At 65.2% G+C, this 15,203-nt stretch carries 12 protein-coding genes; 8 read left to right on the top strand and 4 right to left on the bottom strand.

Features of this window, described 5'->3' with window-relative positions; genetic code table 11:
• Window positions 1-28: 28 nt before the first annotated feature.
• From ACQCST_RS00105 to ACQCST_RS00115, 3 genes are read right to left on the bottom strand one after another with little or no spacing between them, the layout of a single operon-like run.
• Window positions 29-3,544 carry an ATP-binding protein gene (locus ACQCST_RS00105; RefSeq protein WP_426997362.1) on the bottom strand — a complete coding sequence of 1,172 codons (3,516 nt, stop codon included), beginning with the start codon at window positions 3,542-3,544 and terminating at the stop codon, window positions 29-31.
• Window positions 3,541-4,350, bottom strand: a complete 810-nt coding sequence (locus tag ACQCST_RS00110; RefSeq protein ID WP_426997363.1) for a DUF4194 domain-containing protein — start codon at window positions 4,348-4,350, stop codon at window positions 3,541-3,543. The genes ACQCST_RS00105 and ACQCST_RS00110 overlap by 4 nt, the downstream gene beginning before the upstream one ends.
• A 2-nt stretch (window positions 4,351-4,352) precedes the next feature.
• Window positions 4,353-5,843, bottom strand: a complete 1,491-nt coding sequence (locus tag ACQCST_RS00115) for a DUF3375 family protein (RefSeq protein ID WP_426997364.1) — start codon at window positions 5,841-5,843, stop codon at window positions 4,353-4,355.
• Between the two features lie 309 nt (window positions 5,844-6,152).
• Between ACQCST_RS00115 and ACQCST_RS00120 the strand changes: the two genes are divergently transcribed.
• The 3 genes from ACQCST_RS00120 to ACQCST_RS00130 all read left to right on the top strand — a co-directional run bounded on the left by ACQCST_RS00120 (window position 6,153) and on the right by ACQCST_RS00130 (window position 9,344).
• On the top strand, window positions 6,153-6,455 hold the full coding sequence (locus tag ACQCST_RS00120) for a hypothetical protein (RefSeq protein ID WP_426997365.1): 303 nt from the start codon (window positions 6,153-6,155) through the stop codon (window positions 6,453-6,455).
• Window positions 6,456-6,517: 62 nt separating this feature from the next.
• Window positions 6,518-8,488, top strand: coding sequence for an acyl-CoA dehydrogenase family protein (locus tag ACQCST_RS00125; RefSeq protein ID WP_426997366.1), 1,971 nt, complete (start codon window positions 6,518-6,520; stop codon window positions 8,486-8,488).
• A 142-nt stretch (window positions 8,489-8,630) separates the two neighbouring features.
• Window positions 8,631-9,344: a hypothetical protein gene (locus tag ACQCST_RS00130; protein WP_426997367.1), complete on the top strand. Its 714-nt coding sequence runs from the start codon at window positions 8,631-8,633 to the stop codon at window positions 9,342-9,344.
• A gap of 9 nt (window positions 9,345-9,353) precedes the next feature.
• Here ACQCST_RS00130 and ACQCST_RS00135 read toward each other — a convergent pair whose 3' ends face one another.
• Complete coding sequence (locus ACQCST_RS00135) at window positions 9,354-9,761, bottom strand: YchJ family protein (protein WP_426997368.1); 408 nt, start codon at window positions 9,759-9,761, stop codon at window positions 9,354-9,356.
• A gap of 245 nt (window positions 9,762-10,006) precedes the next feature.
• On the opposite strand from ACQCST_RS00135, the gene ACQCST_RS00140 reads away from it, so the two are divergent.
• From ACQCST_RS00140 to ACQCST_RS00160, 5 genes are all read left to right on the top strand, one after another.
• Window positions 10,007-10,786, top strand: coding sequence for a hypothetical protein (locus ACQCST_RS00140; protein ID WP_426997369.1), 780 nt, complete (start codon window positions 10,007-10,009; stop codon window positions 10,784-10,786).
• A gap of 169 nt (window positions 10,787-10,955) precedes the next feature.
• Window positions 10,956-12,056, top strand: coding sequence for an aldo/keto reductase (locus ACQCST_RS00145; protein WP_426997370.1), 1,101 nt, complete (start codon window positions 10,956-10,958; stop codon window positions 12,054-12,056).
• Window positions 12,057-12,061: 5 nt separating this feature from the next.
• Window positions 12,062-13,066 (top strand): aldo/keto reductase family protein, encoded by a 1,005-nt coding sequence (locus tag ACQCST_RS00150; RefSeq protein ID WP_426997371.1) that lies wholly within the window; start codon window positions 12,062-12,064, stop codon window positions 13,064-13,066.
• A gap of 5 nt (window positions 13,067-13,071) precedes the next feature.
• Window positions 13,072-13,923 carry an SDR family oxidoreductase gene (locus ACQCST_RS00155; protein ID WP_426997372.1) on the top strand — a complete coding sequence of 284 codons (852 nt, stop codon included), beginning with the start codon at window positions 13,072-13,074 and terminating at the stop codon, window positions 13,921-13,923.
• 139 nt (window positions 13,924-14,062) lie between these two features.
• Window positions 14,063-15,148, top strand: a complete 1,086-nt coding sequence (locus tag ACQCST_RS00160; RefSeq protein ID WP_426999036.1) for a sulfite oxidase — start codon at window positions 14,063-14,065, stop codon at window positions 15,146-15,148.
• The last annotated feature ends 55 nt before the right edge of the window (window positions 15,149-15,203 follow it).

Below are 15,203 nucleotides of genomic sequence, written 5' to 3' on the forward strand. Positions count from 1 at the left end.
GACCCCGCGTTGCTTTGGTCTGGGCGGGTCAGCGGAGCACGATGTCCACGGGGTTGGCCTCGGACCGCCAGGTACCATCCGTTCCTCCTGCGCCCCCGGCAGCGCCGGACCGCGGCCCGATCACCGGGGCCGTCAGCACGCCGGAGCGGTTGGTTCGCTTGTCCCGGAGGATCTCGGTCACTGAACCCAGGTGCCGGGACAGGTCGATCACGTTCTCCGGCGCAGCCAACAGCAACTGGAAGCCGAACTCGTGCAGGGCCTTGATGCCGGCGCCCGCAAATTCCTCCGACGCGAGCACAAAAGCCTCGTCCATCATGACGGTGCCGTAGGTGGTGAAGCCCTGCTCGGCGATGCCCAGCTGGTAGCTGAGCGCAGCCGCCATGATGAACGCGGTGAAGCGCTGCCGCTCGCCACCGGACATGGAACCGGTGTCCGCGTGCATAAACACGTCAGTCTTCTTCCGGCTTCCGTTTCCGGTTCCACCGGATCGCTGCACGCTGGAACCCGGAGCGGCGACCTCGCGGTGTTCCTTGCATTGGATAAACAGGTGGCCGCGGACGTCGAGCACGTCAGCACGCCAGCGCCGGTCCTCGGGAGTCTGCGAGCCCAAACGCTTGACCAGCGTTTCAAGGGATTTGTAGCGGTTGGTGAGCTCGGCGTCGTCCGTTTCTGTCGCTCTTCCGGGCCTCGTGTGCCGCGCCTTCAGCGCATTCTGAATGGCGTCCCGGAACTGTTTGGCCGTGGCCGGCAGCGTCTGCTTGATGTCGAGTTCAAGGAAGCTGCCCTCATGGAAATTGACCTCTGACAGGATGCCGTTGAGGGGCAGGATGCGGCTGGTGATCGAGCGGCGTTCCTCGTCCAGCAGGTGCAGCAGCGTGCTGAATGATTCGTGCGTGCGCTGGTTGAAAAACTGCCGGAATTCGGCTTCCTGCGCGGGCAAGCCGTCGCTGACGATTGCGTGGTAGCGGCCCTCGAACTCGCCGGCCGCTCCGATGGACGTGCCGTGATCGGTGCTGATGGACGTGCCCCATTCGCGCACAAAACCCTCGAAAATCCGGGTCAGCCGCTCGGAAGTGGCCTGCCCGCGCGACTCCGCGGCATGCAGCTCGCCCAGCAGCCGGGTCCGGACCCTGTTGGCCAGGTTGTCCAGCTCGTGCATCTCGGTGACGTCGCCGAATTCTTCGAAGTACGGTTCCAGCGCAGTGAGCGTCGCTTCCGACGGCGGCGTCTGGACCACGCGTGCACGTGCCGCTTCCAGGAGTGAATCGGCACTGGTCAGCTGGTGGTCCAGCACCTTGTACTCGCTCTGCAGCACGGCCGCAGCCTCGGTGCTGGACTGGTGTTTCTGCCGGGCCGCTTCGATGTTGGCCCGCAGGGGTTCCAGATCTGCCTGGGCCGCGAGGGCGTCCCTGAGCCGCTGCTCGATCTTGGTGAGCTCGTCCGTGGCAACAGCCGCCGAAACCTGTTCCCACGGACGGTGGTCATCGGCCACGCGGCGCAGTGCGTCGAGCTGGCGGGTCATGCCCTGGTGCGATTCTTCCCGGCTCCGGGCCAGCTCGGCGGCCTTGGCCAGTTCCTGCTGGAGATCCTCCACCTGGGCGGCAACGAGCTCCAGTTTGGACGCGTTGTCGAAGCCGAGCACGTAGTCCTGCCGGCTCGTGAAGCGATCGTCCTTCTCCACGGTGTGGCGGTTGCGTTTGACCACACCGCCCAGGCTCAGGCCCTTGTCCAGCCTGGAAAGTTCGTCCGGGTCCTCGACACAGGGGTAGGCGAAATCGAGGGCGATCCGTTCGCGGATCCACTCACTTGCTTGCGCGGTGAATCCGCTGTTGGCCCCGCTGTTGAGTGCGGGGGTGAGGATGCTCAGTTTGGTGAGCAGATCGCCGTCGCGCACGTCCTCGACGGCAAGCGCACCGCCGGCCAACGGCTTGGACACGTCCACCGCGCGGAGGGCGCCGCGGACCGCGTGGCCGTTGAGGTACCGCGTGACGGCGGCGAAATGCTCCCCGGGCACCAGCAGCGTGGTGGCGAGATTCCGCAGCGCCCGCTCTGCGGCGGGCCGCCACTGCTCCTGCCCGTCGGCGAGGTCCATCAGCTCGCCGCCGAAGGGCATCTGCTCCTCGGGAACGCCGGTGGCGGCCGCGATTGCGGCGCGGTTTTCAATGCTCGACGGCGGCAGCAGGGACTTGCGTGTCTTGAGCGAGACGACTTCCTGCTGGGCTGCGGCGAGCTCGCGTTTTTTGGTAGCGTGGCCGTCGAAAGCCTCGAAACGGAGTTCCCTGAGCGCCTCGGAATCATCCTTCAGCTCGGCCGAACGGGCGGCGGCCTGCTCGTGGGCGGTCTCCCAGCCGCCCGCCGTCCACTCAAGCTCCAGACCCGCCTCGGTCAGCGCCTTTCGGGCTGCCTCCTCCAGCTGTTCGCGGAGCTTCCGCCCCACCCTGGCGTTCTCGAGGGACTGCTCGATCGCGGAAATCGCGTTGCCGCCCCGGTTGTTGTAATCCGCCTCGAGTTGGCGCAACCCCTTTGCCAGCCCGTCCCGGACCGTCCGTTCGGCGCCGAGCTCCTTGGCCTTGAACTGTGCGAGGTCCTTGAAGCGGGCCAGGGTCTTCTCATGGACCGTGACGGCCAGCAGCTGCTTGTAGGCATCGGATTCCTCGCCGGCAAGTTCTCGCAGCCGGTTGGCATCCAGCAGGGACTGGGCATATTCCCTGTTCAGTTCCGGCACCGGGGCCAGCTGGTCACGCTGCTGCCGGACATCCTCCAGCCGCTGCCGGATGGACATCAGGTTGCTGAATTCCTCCACAACATGGTCCGCCGCCGTCAGGGTTGCCGGGGCATCCAGCACCTGGTCGCGGAAGAAGGTATTAACGCTGCCGCCGAGCCCCTTACCGGCCTGGATTACGCGCAGGAGCGGCAGCGCCTGGTCCGAATTGATACCCAAAAGGCGGCGGAAACGCTCGGCAAAGGCCTTGTGGACATCGAAGATCTGCGCATCCGGGAAGATCGTCTCCAGCGCGGCCTTAGTGAACCGCTTTTCGGCGATTTCCTCAAGGGCCGGAAGATCCAGCGGTTTGATGTCGATCAGATAGAACCGGCCCACACTGGACTCCGTGCCGTTCTTCGGCAGGTCAAAGAGTGCGGAAACGGTCACTTTGGTGCCCGCGGCGTTATCGAACGTCAGGGCGACGGCTGACCAGGTGGCACCCGGGCGCTGGAATGCACTGGCCGAGCCCTCCCCCACTGCCTTGTCGCCCACCTTGCCGCGCATGTACGTGAAGGTGGTCCTCTTGTCTTCCACAGCCCCGCCGGAGCGTTGTGCGGCGGCTTCGTTGGAGCGTGGGCGGGCGTCAAACACCCGCAGCATGGCGTCGAAGAGGGTGGACTTGCCGACGCCCGAATTGCCTGTGAGGAGGGTGCCGTTCCGGTCCACGTGCATGGTGTGGGCGCCATGGAACGTGCCCCAGTTGACCACCTGGACCAGGGCCAGGCGCATCTGGCCCGGGTTGGTCAGCTCGCCCATCGGGAGCATGGTTGCGATGCTCACTTGGCGGCCTCCTCTTCGTCGCCGTCACGTGTGTCGCCGTCGAGCTCTATCAGCGGCTCGGTTCCCGCTCGGTCCGAGGAGGCTGCCACCAAGGCGTCGATCTGGGCCGGGATGTCGCCGATATTTTCGAACGGGAGAGCCAGCGGAAGGGCATTGGAGATGGTGTAGACCTCGTCCAGGCCGGTGGCGAGGAGGAGTTGGCGGGCCAGGAGCTTGGTGACGGCCCGGTTGACGACGTCGGAGTCCCGCAGCGCGTCCTGCTGGCCGGAGGGTTGGTAATGGGCCACAAGCTCCGCGATTTCCTCACGCGTGACGGTGGGGTCGGTCTGCGCCGTGACGTGACGGTCCAGCAGCAACCGGAGGCGGAGCAGCACGATGGTTTCCACCCGGCTCAGCGCGCGTTGCTGGCGCAGGATGCTGGACCGGGAGCTTCCGCCGATGGTTTCGGGGTCCACCGGGCGCAGAACCGCGATCTTCCGTTCGTGGTCCAGCTGCAGGGTCAGGAACAGCTCGGACAGGCGGCTGCGCAGGATCAGCTGGTTATCCAGCAGCGTGGTCCACAGTTTCTCGTCCCGGCCGCCGTCAATATACGGGCCTTTGAGGAGCTTCACCATGGCCTGGCGGACTTTCATGGGCACCACGCCCGTATCGCCCGGGAACAGCGCCGCGCCGTCCACGAAAGTGTCACGCGGGGTGACTGTGAAGGGGTCTGTGCGGAGATGCCCGCCGGGGATCTCGGCGGGCATCTCCACCTGGACCGGCTCGGCCACCGGGGCGGCCGCCGTCGTCGTTATTTCTTCAGTCATCTTCAGTCCTTCTTGAGCGTGACCACCGGCAGGTAGGCCGTGCGGGTGGTGCCGTCGATCTGGTCGAAGTCAATGGCGTCCCAGGCTTCGCGGTCGAAGCCGGCGCCGTCGTGAAGCGCGTGCGAGAGCAGAGCGCGGATGGAGTTGATGTGGCGTTCCCCGTCGGGGAGCTGGCCCCAGGCCTCGGCGAGCGACGATGCACCCTCAAAAGCCGCACGGATATGTTCCGGTGAAGCCTTGCCGGTGCGCGGCGAGCGCACGCGGTCGGAGTCGCTGAAGGCGATGGGGTCCGCGAGCCTGGGCGGCGCGGCGAACTCGTCCGGATCGAAAAGCTTCACCATTGACAGGGATTCGAAGCCGGCGTTGAACAGCACCGGGCCGCGGACCAGGCCGGGCCGTTCGCGCTCGTAGGGCAGGGAACGGATGGCCTGTTCGGCTCCGCGCAGGACGTGACGAAGCCGGACGGACTGGCGGAAATCGTCGCTCTGGACGTAGGTGTTGAGGCTTTCGCTGAGCTTGCCGTAGATGCGCTGGATCTGGCTGTGCTGCTGCCGGAGTTCAGCGACCAGGTTCTTCAGGGTTTCGCGCTCCTCCGGAGCGAGATCGTCCGCGAACTGCCGGCTGAGTACTTCGCCGATGGCAGAGCGGAACCGAATCTGCTGCTGCGGGTCCTCAAGGAACGCAGTGAACGAGCGGAAGGTCCTGCCCTCCGGGCTCTGCCGCAACCGCTTGTCCGCCTCCAGCACCTGGGCCATGGTGGCACCCTTACTCAAAGACTCCTCGATGATCTGGTTGCGGAGTTCACCCACCAGCTCCTCGATCCGGTCGCGCATCTTCTTGTAGTCGGCAGGCAGGCTTGCGGCGAGGTCAAGGATGTTGCCAGCCGCTTCTACAGCTTCGTCGTCATCAAGCAGCCCGTCAAAGTCCCCCGAACTGATGTCCTGCATCAGCTGCTGGCGTTCCTCGATTTCCTCTTCCAGCGACTCCAGCCGCGCGCTCTGGTCCGGGTTGGTCTCATGAGCAAGCTTCTCGACGTCGCCCAGCAGGGTTCCGAGCCGGGAACCGTTCAGGGTGGAGCGTTCGCTGGAGAGGCTGTCCAGGAACGCCAGTACGCGGGCTGCCGGTTCGGTGACTTCGTAGACAATCTGGCCGGACTGGTTCCGGCGGGTGAGGAAGTGCTTGCGCGTCCACTCGTCCGCGTACGCCTTTCCGTTAGCCGAGGCGCTCTTCTTCTCTCCCGTGTTTTCGTTTCCGCCCGTGTTTTCAACCGAACCGGGAAGCTGGCGACGCAGCTGCTCAAGGAAGGCGTCGACGTCGGCATGGAACTCTTCCAGCGGAAGCTGCGGACGGGTACGGGTGAAGGACGCCTGAAGCACCGCGATCACCCAGGGTGCGGACCGCGTGAGGGCCCAGGCCGGCCCCTTGGTCAGCAGTTCGAGGTCGCGGAGCCGGGCGCTGATGGCGTCAGCCGAAGACAGGGCGGAGCGGAACACACACTCTCCTTCGGCTGCCTCGGATCGTCGAAAGCAGTGGAAAATCCCAAAACTGCCAACTACAAGGTTAACGCAGACGCCTTTGAAGTAACGCGGGGTCAGATACGGCCCCCTGATCGCCCTCGGATGGGCCGTATCTGACCCCGCGTTGCATCATGCCGGCCGCAATCACTCCGTGACCTACGCACCGGTAGCGTTTCGATCCAGTATCAACAGCCCCAACACGCCTGCATTCTCTGGCTGACGCCGCCGCCCGCACCCTACGCTCAGTTCTACTTATTCAAACGGAGCATTGGCGCAGGGGGAAACATGGAATTCGATATCAGCGTGATGGAAACGGCCACCATGGTGTTCATAGGAACCTTGCTGTTCGCCTTGTCGATCGTCCTGTTTGTTTTTGCAGCGGCCTTCGTTGCGCTCATCCTGGTGGGCATCGGCAGGCTGGCCTGTGCCGTGGTGGCAGGCACGCTGCTTGGCCTGGTCCACGGCATAAACCACGGCTGGGACCGGCTGGTCCACCACGCATCCAGGGTGGAGCTTCCGGGTGAATTTCCGGGGCAGCCAGCCCCTAGCACCGGAACCTACCCGCGGGTAGCATTGAGGGATAGCTGAAGGGTTCCCACCCGAGGCGGACCCAGGGCTCAAACCGGTCATCCGGTTAGAGGAGATGCCCCGTGAGCTCTGCCACTGACAGTCCAGTTGCTCCAGAAAAGATCGGCCCCGAGGTCACCGCAGAGGATGCCCGAGCCATTGCCGAGGCCGCCCGCGAGACCGATTGGGACCGGCCCAGCTTCGCCAAAGGCCTGTATCTGGGGAATTTCGATCTGACGCTGATCCACCCCTGGCCAACGGCCAAGCCGGACGACGTGGAAAGCGGCGAAGCGTTTATGTCCAGCCTAACCGAGTACTGCAGCACCATGTCCGGGCGGATTATTGAACGCGATGCCCTGATCCCGGATGAGTACCTGAAAGGGCTCGCGGACCTCGGCGTTTTCGGCATGAAGATCCCCGTGGAGTATGGCGGGGTGGGACTGTCACTGGTCTACTACGGCCGCGCGCTGGCCCTGCTCGGGTCGGTGCATCCGAGCCTCGGAGCGCTGCTGTCCGCGCACCAGTCCATTGGCGTTCCGGAACCGGTGAAGGTGTTTGGCACTCCGGAGCAGAAGCAGGAGTATCTTCCCCGCTGCGCCGCCGGTGCCATCACGGCCTTCCTCCTCACCGAACCTGATGTGGGCAGCGATCCCGCCCGGATGGGCGCCACGGCAGTTCCCACGGACGACGGCGAGACTTATGTTCTGGACGGCGTGAAACTTTGGACCACCAACGGCGTGATCGCTGAGATCGTGGTGGTTATGGCGCTGGTTCCCGCACACACCGATTCCGACGGCACGGTCCGCAAGGGCGGCATCAGCGCCTTTGTGGTGGAGATGGACTCCCCCGGCATCACGGTGGAGAACCGCAACGCCTTTATGGGCCTGCGCGGGATCGAAAACGGTGTGACACGTTTCCATCAGGTGCGTGTGCCGGCGGCCAACAGGCTGGGCCGCGAAGGCCAGGGCCTGAAAATCGCGTTGACTACGTTGAACACGGGGCGCCTGGCACTGCCGGCACTGTGCGTTGCTTCCGGGCGATGGAGCCTGAAGATTGCCCGCGAATGGTCCAACGCCCGCACCCAGTGGGGCCGGCCGGTGGGCAAGCATGAGGCCGTGGGCAAGAAGATCGCCTTCATTGCCGCCACGGCCTTCGCCCTGGACGCTGTGTTTGAACTGTCGGCTGAGATGGCCGATGCCGGGCAGAAGGACGTCCGGATCGAGGCGGCCCTGGCCAAGCTGTGGTCCACCGAGCTCAGCTGCCAGATTGCGGATGAGCTGGTGCAGATCCGCGGCGGCCGCGGCTTCGAAACCGCGGAATCCCTGGAAGCCCGCGGCGAGCGCGCCGTCCCTGCCGAGCAACAGCTCCGCGATCTGCGGATCAACCGAATCTTCGAGGGCTCGTCCGAGATCATGAAACTGCTGATCGCCCGTGAGGCTGTGGATGCCCACCTCTCGGCTGCCGGGGACCTGGCCTCAGCGGACGCGAGCCTGTCCGACAAGGCCAAGGCCGCGGTAGGGGCCTCGGGGTTCTATGCGAGGTGGCTGCCCAAGCTGGTGGCAGGCGCTGGCATGGATCCGCGGTCCTACAGTGAGTTCGGCCGGCTGGCCAAGCAGCTGCGGTTTGTGGAGCGGTCCTCGCGGCGGCTGGCCCGGCAGACCTTCTACGGTATGGGCCGGTGGCAGGCCAAGCTCGAGTTCAAACAGGCCTTCCTGGGCCGGATAGTGGACATCGGGGCGGAACTGTTTGCCATGGCGGCGTGCTGCTCGCGCGCCGAGATGCTGCTGCGGACTTCCCCGGAACGCGGAGCCACCGCCTATGAGCTCGCCGAGGCCTTCTGCGAGCAGGCGCGGGTCAGGGTGGACGAGTACTTCGATCAGCTGTGGAGAAATACGGACGACGGCGACCACGAGTTGTCCAGCAAGGTCCTCGCCGGCGACTACCGGTGGCTGGAAGAAGGTGTCCTGGACCAGTCCGAAGGCACCGGGCCGTGGATCGCCGACGCAGCCCCGGGTGCATCCGCAAAGAAGAATCTGCACCGGAGGTACCGCTGACACGGAAAACCAGTAGTACTAAGCATACTTGTTACTCTCGGGGCAACGTGGTTGAGTTGGATCGAGGCAAACAACAGGGCCTCTGCATTGCAGTGCCTGACCTGATGCGGGTCAGGTTCGATCAATGAAAGCGAGTTCTCTCATGACCAGCACAGCAGGCCCCGAGGACGGGCGCAACAATCAGGCCGCCCCGGTGCAGGAAACCTATCCCGTGCAGGAGACCTACGCGGAACGCGACTACGCACCGGAGGCACAAGCTGCTGATCCCAACGCAGCCACCCGGGAAACGGTGCTTGCTCGCGAGAAGGAGCAGTTCGGCGGCATCAAGGTGGGTTCCGCTTTCTTCGGCTGGCTGGCGGCCACCGGAATGGCCATACTCCTCACCGCGTTTGTGGCCGCCGCGGGCACCGCCGTGGGGCTGGCAACAAACACTGACGTCAATGACGCCCTCAACCAGGCGTCGTCGGACCAGACGATTAGCATGGTAGGCATCATTGTGCTGCTCGTGATCCTGTTTTTGTCGTACTACTCCGGCGGCTACGTGGCTGGCCGGATGGCGAGGTTCAACGGCGTCAGGCAGGGCTTGATGGTGTGGGTCTGGGCCCTGATAGCCGCCGTGGTGTTGGCGCTGCTGGGATTGATCGCCGGCCAGCGGTTCAACATCCTGGCAAACCTCAACAGCTTCCCGCGGATCCCTATCAACGAGGGACAGTTGACCACCACAGGAATTCTGGCGGCCATTGCCGTGGCCGTGGTGGCATTGATCGGGGCCATTCTGGGCGGCATGGCCGGCATGCACTTCCACCGCAAGGTGGACCGGGCCGGCTTTACGCCGTCCGAATACGAGGACCGCTGAGAACCCGGCCTACCTCAGGTGAAGCAGCACGGCGTCGAGGTAGTACCAGCGGCGGTCCACCCGGCGGAAACGGCTGGTTTCCTGATGGACGCCACGGTCGCCGTCGTGCGTGAAGTGGGCTTTGAATTCGACCGTGCCTTCGGTGTCCAAGGGGCCGCCGCGGCCCGTGGACACGATGTCCAGACGCCGCCATTCCATGCCCGGATCCAGCTCAAGTTCCGATGGCCGGGTATCCGGGTGCCAGGTCCGCAGCAGGTACGGAGCGTCCAGGAGAACGAAGGCGCTGTAACGGGAACGCATGAGCTGCTCGGCGGTGGGTGCCTCGTCCGCGCCGCTGTGGAAGCGCCCACAGCAGTCCGCATATTGCTCGCCGGAAAGGCAGGGGCAGTTCCCGACGAAAGCTTCCGGCTGGGCCATGACGTCCTCAATTCAGCTAAGACGCCATGCCATCTCTTGGCTGGTTGACACTGACGGTAAATGACGCCTGTTCCGACTATAGGCGCAGGTGAGCGTGTCACATCAGATAACGGCTTCGATACAACCTACGAAAGGCCTTGCCATGCGGCCATGCGCGCGAAAAATAGTCCGTATGGTGGTGAGGGGGAATTGCCCTGTGGCGATTGCGGGCGCGTGCCTCACAGCTGGCCAAAAGGAGAGGTGACATGGGAGATTCGACGACGATTGCCCTGAACCTGACATTTTTCGGGACCGTCGGTGTGGCGTGCCTCATGTTCTTTGGCCTGTTCCTGGTTTTCACCGCAACCTTGGTGATCGCCGGCGTGGGTCGCCTCGTGGCCATCATCGTGATGGCCTTGTTCGGCCGGCTGCCCAGGAACGAGACCATTGCGGTGGTCCACCTTCCGGGCACGCCCGATCAGGCAGGAACGTCCGACGGCGGTGCTGCCGCCTCCACCGCCGAACCCTCGCCTTCCGCGGAACGGCCCGCCTCTCCGGTTAGCGCCGCCACGGCGCCCCTCGTTTCCCGCGTTCTCCGCGACTGGAACAAGATCCTGAGTCCGGCCGGGCTCAAACCGCGGCTCCGCGCCGCCGTCGAGCACCATCCGCTGGTCACCGCCGTACGGCGCCAGCCGCCGGTGCTGGCCGAAGACTGGGCCGCCGCGGTGGCCAAGGCCGATGCCCGGGCCATGGCACGGGCCCGGGCGGCCGCTCCGGACCTCGGGACGTACCTGCGAGACCTGCCCGCCCCCGCCGGACCGGCCAAGGACACTGTGGAGGTAGCACCGCTGGTGGAGTCCGCACTGCAGGAAAACGACTTGCAGGAAAGCGCCTTGCAGGAGAACGACGCGGCAGACACGGTCCCGCGCTCATTCCGGAAGCCGGTCCGGACCGGGCCGCTTGCCATGCTGGATACCGGCTCGCTGGTCTCGCTGTCCGGCCACGTTCCGGGACTCAAGGGCAAGCTGCCCGCCGAACGGCACTGACCGCACCCTCCGCCCGGTCTTCACAAAACGTCACCGGTCCTGCCTGATGATGCCGTGCTACGAAAAGCGAAGGACTGCTTCGGAAAACCGCCGGCCCACAAGGATTTTGTGTAGCCTCGTGACGATCCACAGCACTCAGCGTGGGGAAGCGAAGGCGATGACACCGGGGATGAGCCTCAGCGAGTTACGGGTGTTCGGGCGGACCGGCACCTTGATCAGTCCGCTCACGTTGGGCACCATGAATTTCGGCGAAAACGGGGCTCCCACCAGTGCCGGCGAAAGCACCCGCATCATCGGAGCTGCCCTCGACGCCGGCATCACCGCAGTGGATTCCGCCGACGTCTACTCGCAGGGCGAATCCGAACAGGTGCTGGGCCGTTCCCTCCAAGGCCGGCGGGACGATGTCTTCATCGCCACCAAGTTCCATGGCCAGATGAGTGCCAACCCCGCACATTCTGGCAACTCCCGCCGTTGGATCATGCAGGCCGTCGAGGGCAGCCTGCGTCGCCTGCAGACGGACCGGATTGACCTCTATCAGGCACACCGGCCGGACTACAACACCGATGTGCTGGAAACCATCACAGCCCTGAATGACCTCATCCGGCAGGGCAAAATCCTGTATTACGGCACCTCGGTATTCACCCCGGCGCAACTGGTGGAGGCGCAGTGGCTGGCCACCACCAACCATCTGATTCCGCCGGTAGCCAACCTGGTCCCGTATTCCATGCTGGTGCGCGGGAACGAGCGCGATGTGCTGCCCATTGCGCAGCAGTACTGCCTCGGGGTGCTGGCCTACGGTCCGCTGGCCGGAGGTTGGCTGTCCGGTGACTTCGTCCTGGACGCTGGCAGGGCGCCCACCAGGGTGCATTCGCTGCCCGACCGCTATGACATTTCGGACCCCGCCAGTGAACGCAAACTCCTCGCCGCCGATTCCCTTGCGCGGCTGGCGGACAAGCTGGAGGTCTCGCTCGTGGAGCTGTCCCTGGGGTTTGCCCTCAATCACCCGGCCGTCAGCAGCGTGATTGTGGGCCCGCGCAGCGAAGCACACCTCCATGCCTATCTTGCGGCAGCCGGCACGGTACTGGACGAGTCCGTGCTGGACGCCATCGACGAACTGGTTTCGCCGGGCACAAATTTTGTGGAACGCGATGCCGGGGGGTGTGGTGCCCTCGCTGGAGTATGCGGAATTGCGGCGCCGCTAGTCAGCACGGCCTTGCGGGAAGTCTGCCCGGAAAGCCCTTACCCTGAGCAGGTAACTCCGATAGCGTAAATGCCATGGAATTCAGATACCTCGGAAACAGCGGCCTCAAGATCTCGGAAATCACGTTCGGCAACTGGCTGACGCACGGCTCACAGGTGGAGAACGACGTCGCCGCCCGCTGTGTGCGGGCAGCGCTCGACGCCGGGATCAGCACCTTTGACACCGCGGATGTCTACGCCAACACCGCCGCGGAAACTGTCCTGGGCGAAGCGCTGAAAGGCGAGCGGCGCCAGTCGCTGGAAATCTTTACCAAAGTATTCGGCCCCACGGGCCCCAAAGGCCATAACGACGTCGGGCTTTCCCGCAAGCACATCCTGGAGTCGATCGACGGCTCGCTGACCCGGCTGCAGACAGACTACGTGGACCTCTACCAGGCGCACCGCTATGACTTTCAGACGCCGCTGGAAGAGACAATGCAGGCGTTCGCCGACGTTGTGCGGCAGGGCAAAGCGCTGTACATCGGCGTCAGCGAGTGGACCGCGGAACAGCTCAGGAACGGACACGCACTCGCCAAGGCACTGGGCTTCCAGCTGATTTCCAACCAGCCGCAGTACTCCATGCTGTGGCGGGTCATCGAGGCCGAGGTGGTGCCGGCGTCGGAGGAACTGGGCGTTTCGCAGATCGTGTGGTCGCCCATGGCGCAGGGTGTCCTGAGCGGGAAATACCTGCCGGGCCGGCCGGCGCCGGAAGGCAGCCGTGCCACCGATGAGAAGGGCGGCGCCAACACCATCAAGCGCTGGCTGGCCGACGAGGTTCTGAGCGGCGTGCAGCTGCTGAAGCCGATCGCGGACGAGGCCGGGCTGACCATGCCGCAGCTGGCCATCGCCTGGGTTCTGCAGAACAAGAACGTGGCGTCGGCCATTATGGGGGCGTCGCGTCCGGAGCAGGTGGCCGGGAACGTGGCCGCTGCCGGGGTTGTGCTCGAGCCAGGCATCATGAACCAGATCGACGCCGCCATCGGCTCGCTCGCCGAGCGCGATCCGGCGCAGACCAAGTCACCGGCGAGCAGGGAAGCGTGACCCCGGTGGCTGGGCTTCCAGAGCTTGCGGTCACAGGCTCCACCGGTAACCTGGGCGGGCTGGTGGCCCGCCAGCTTGCCGACGCCGGGATGACCCAGCGCCTGCTGGTGCGCGACGCCGGGCGGGCGCCTTCGCTGGACGGAGCCGTTCCCGTGGTGTTCACTTACGGCGACGCGGTGCTGACGCGTGCGGCGTTGGAGGGTGCCAAGACGCTGTTCATGGTCTCTGCGGCGGAGGCGGAGGACAGGCTGCAGCAGCATTTCACGTTCGTTGATGCAGCAGCCGCGGCAGGCGTGCGGCATGTAGTGTACACGTCGTTCTACGGAGCAGCGCAGGATTGCACTTTCACTCCGGGCCGGGACCACTTTGCCACGGAGGAACGGATCAGGTCCTCCGGCATGGAGTTCACCTTCCTGCGGGACAACTTCTACCTGGATTTCCTGCCGCTCCTGGCGGGCGAGGACGGCGTGATCCGCGGCCCTGCCGGCGATGGCGTGGTATCCGCCGTGGCGCGGGAGGACATTGCCCGGTGCGCCGTGGCCGTGCTGCGGGATCCGGACGTCCATACCGGAGCCACGTACAACCTCACAGGCCCGGAGGAAATCACTCTGGCCCGCGGCGCCGAGCTGCTGACGGAGTCCACCGGGCGGACCATTTCGTACCAGCCTGAAACGCTGGAGGAGGCCTATGCCTCACGTGCCTCCTACGGCGCGCCTCAGTGGCAGCTTGATGCTTGGGTGAGCACGTACATGGCCATGGCCGCCGGTGAAATGGCCGGGCTTTCACCTGATGTGCATGGCCTGACGGGACGGGAGCCGCTGGGGCTTGAGGAGTTCGTGGCGAAGGCGCGGCTGTAGGGCGGCTTCTTTTCGACGCCCTGTTGACGCGCCGGAGCGTGCGGCGTAGACCTGTGCTCAGGAGCAAACAGACGAGCAGAATCGCAGAGCCATGACGAACAAAGTATCCCGACGCCGTAAGACCGTGAAGCCCGGCGTGATGCCCGGCGTGATGCCAACGCCGCATTCAGGGGAGCCCACCACCGGACCCCTGACGGCGGAGGAGCTGCAGCTTGCCGCCAGGAACCATTCGATGCCGCTGGAGGCCCTGCTGCACGACATCACCCCGCCGGGCCTGCACTACCTGTTGACGCACTTTGACATCCCGCACGTCGACGCCGACACCTGGGTACTGAAGATCGGTGGGGCGGTGCAGCGACCCTTGGAACTGGGCGGGATGGCCCTCCGCACCCGCCCAAGGATCAGCGTTCCAGTGACCATGGAGTGTGCCGGCAACGGGCGGTCGCTGCTCCTGCCCCGCCCGTTGAGCCAGCCGTGGACGCTGGAGGCCGTAGGGACAGCCGAATGGTCCGGTGTGCCGCTGGCGTACCTGCTGACGGAGGCAGGTGTGGACCCCGCTGCCCTGGAGGTGGTCTTCACCGGCATCGACGAAGGAATCCAGAGTGGCGTCCGGCAGCGGTATGCACGGAGCCTGCCGCTCGCCGAGGCGATGCGCCCCGACGTCGTACTCGCATATCGAATGAACGGCAACCCGCTGCCTCCGCAGCACGGCTATCCACTGCGGCTGGTGGTCCCCGGCTGGTACGGGATGGCCAGCGTCAAGTGGCTGCAGTCGATCGAAGTGGTCACCCGGCCTTTCGATGGCTTCCAGCAGTCGAGCGGGTACCGCTATCAGAAGGATGCGGACGACGCCGGCACGCCGGTTACGCGAATCAGGGTACGTTCGCTGATGGTTCCGCCGGGAATCCCGGACTTCTTCACGCGCCGGCGGATACTGCCTCCCGGGCCTGTCATGTTGCGGGGCCGGGCCTGGTCTGGTGAGGGCGGAGTGGAACAGGTGGAAGTGGGCATCGACGGCGAGTGGGTTGCGGCCCATCTGGACCAACCTGCCGGTGCACACACATGGCGGGCTTGGACCCTACCCTGGGTGGCGGATCCTGGCGAGCACGAGCTGGCGTGCCGGGCCACCGATTCAACCGGGGCCGTACAGCCGTTGGAACAAAACTGGAACTATCAGGGCATGGGCAACAACGCGGTACAGCGGGTACGGGTGAGTGTTGAATAGCTGACCCCTGCGCTCAGTGGTCCACGATCCCGCCGCTCGCTCCAGCCTGTACTGG

It is taken from the genome of Pseudarthrobacter sp. N5 (assembly GCF_050157035.1).
GTDB lineage: Bacteria > Actinomycetota > Actinomycetes > Actinomycetales > Micrococcaceae > Arthrobacter.

Bases quoted from the DNA above. Each gene is read 5' to 3' on its own strand.
- ACQCST_RS00110 (WP_426997363.1), bottom strand. From the start codon at position 4,350: ATGACTGAAGAAATAACGACGACGGCGGCCGCCCCGGTGGCCGAGCCG.
- ACQCST_RS00120 (WP_426997365.1), top strand. From the start codon at position 6,153: ATGGAATTCGATATCAGCGTGATGGAAACGGCCACCATGGTGTTCATA.
- ACQCST_RS00130 (WP_426997367.1), top strand. From the start codon at position 8,631: ATGACCAGCACAGCAGGCCCCGAGGACGGGCGCAACAATCAGGCCGCC.
- ACQCST_RS00135 (WP_426997368.1), bottom strand. From the start codon at position 9,761: ATGGCCCAGCCGGAAGCTTTCGTCGGGAACTGCCCCTGCCTTTCCGGC.
- ACQCST_RS00140 (WP_426997369.1), top strand. From the start codon at position 10,007: ATGGGAGATTCGACGACGATTGCCCTGAACCTGACATTTTTCGGGACC.
- ACQCST_RS00145 (WP_426997370.1), top strand. From the start codon at position 10,956: ATGAGCCTCAGCGAGTTACGGGTGTTCGGGCGGACCGGCACCTTGATC.
- ACQCST_RS00150 (WP_426997371.1), top strand. From the start codon at position 12,062: ATGGAATTCAGATACCTCGGAAACAGCGGCCTCAAGATCTCGGAAATC.
- ACQCST_RS00160 (WP_426999036.1), top strand. From the start codon at position 14,063: ATGCCCGGCGTGATGCCAACGCCGCATTCAGGGGAGCCCACCACCGGA.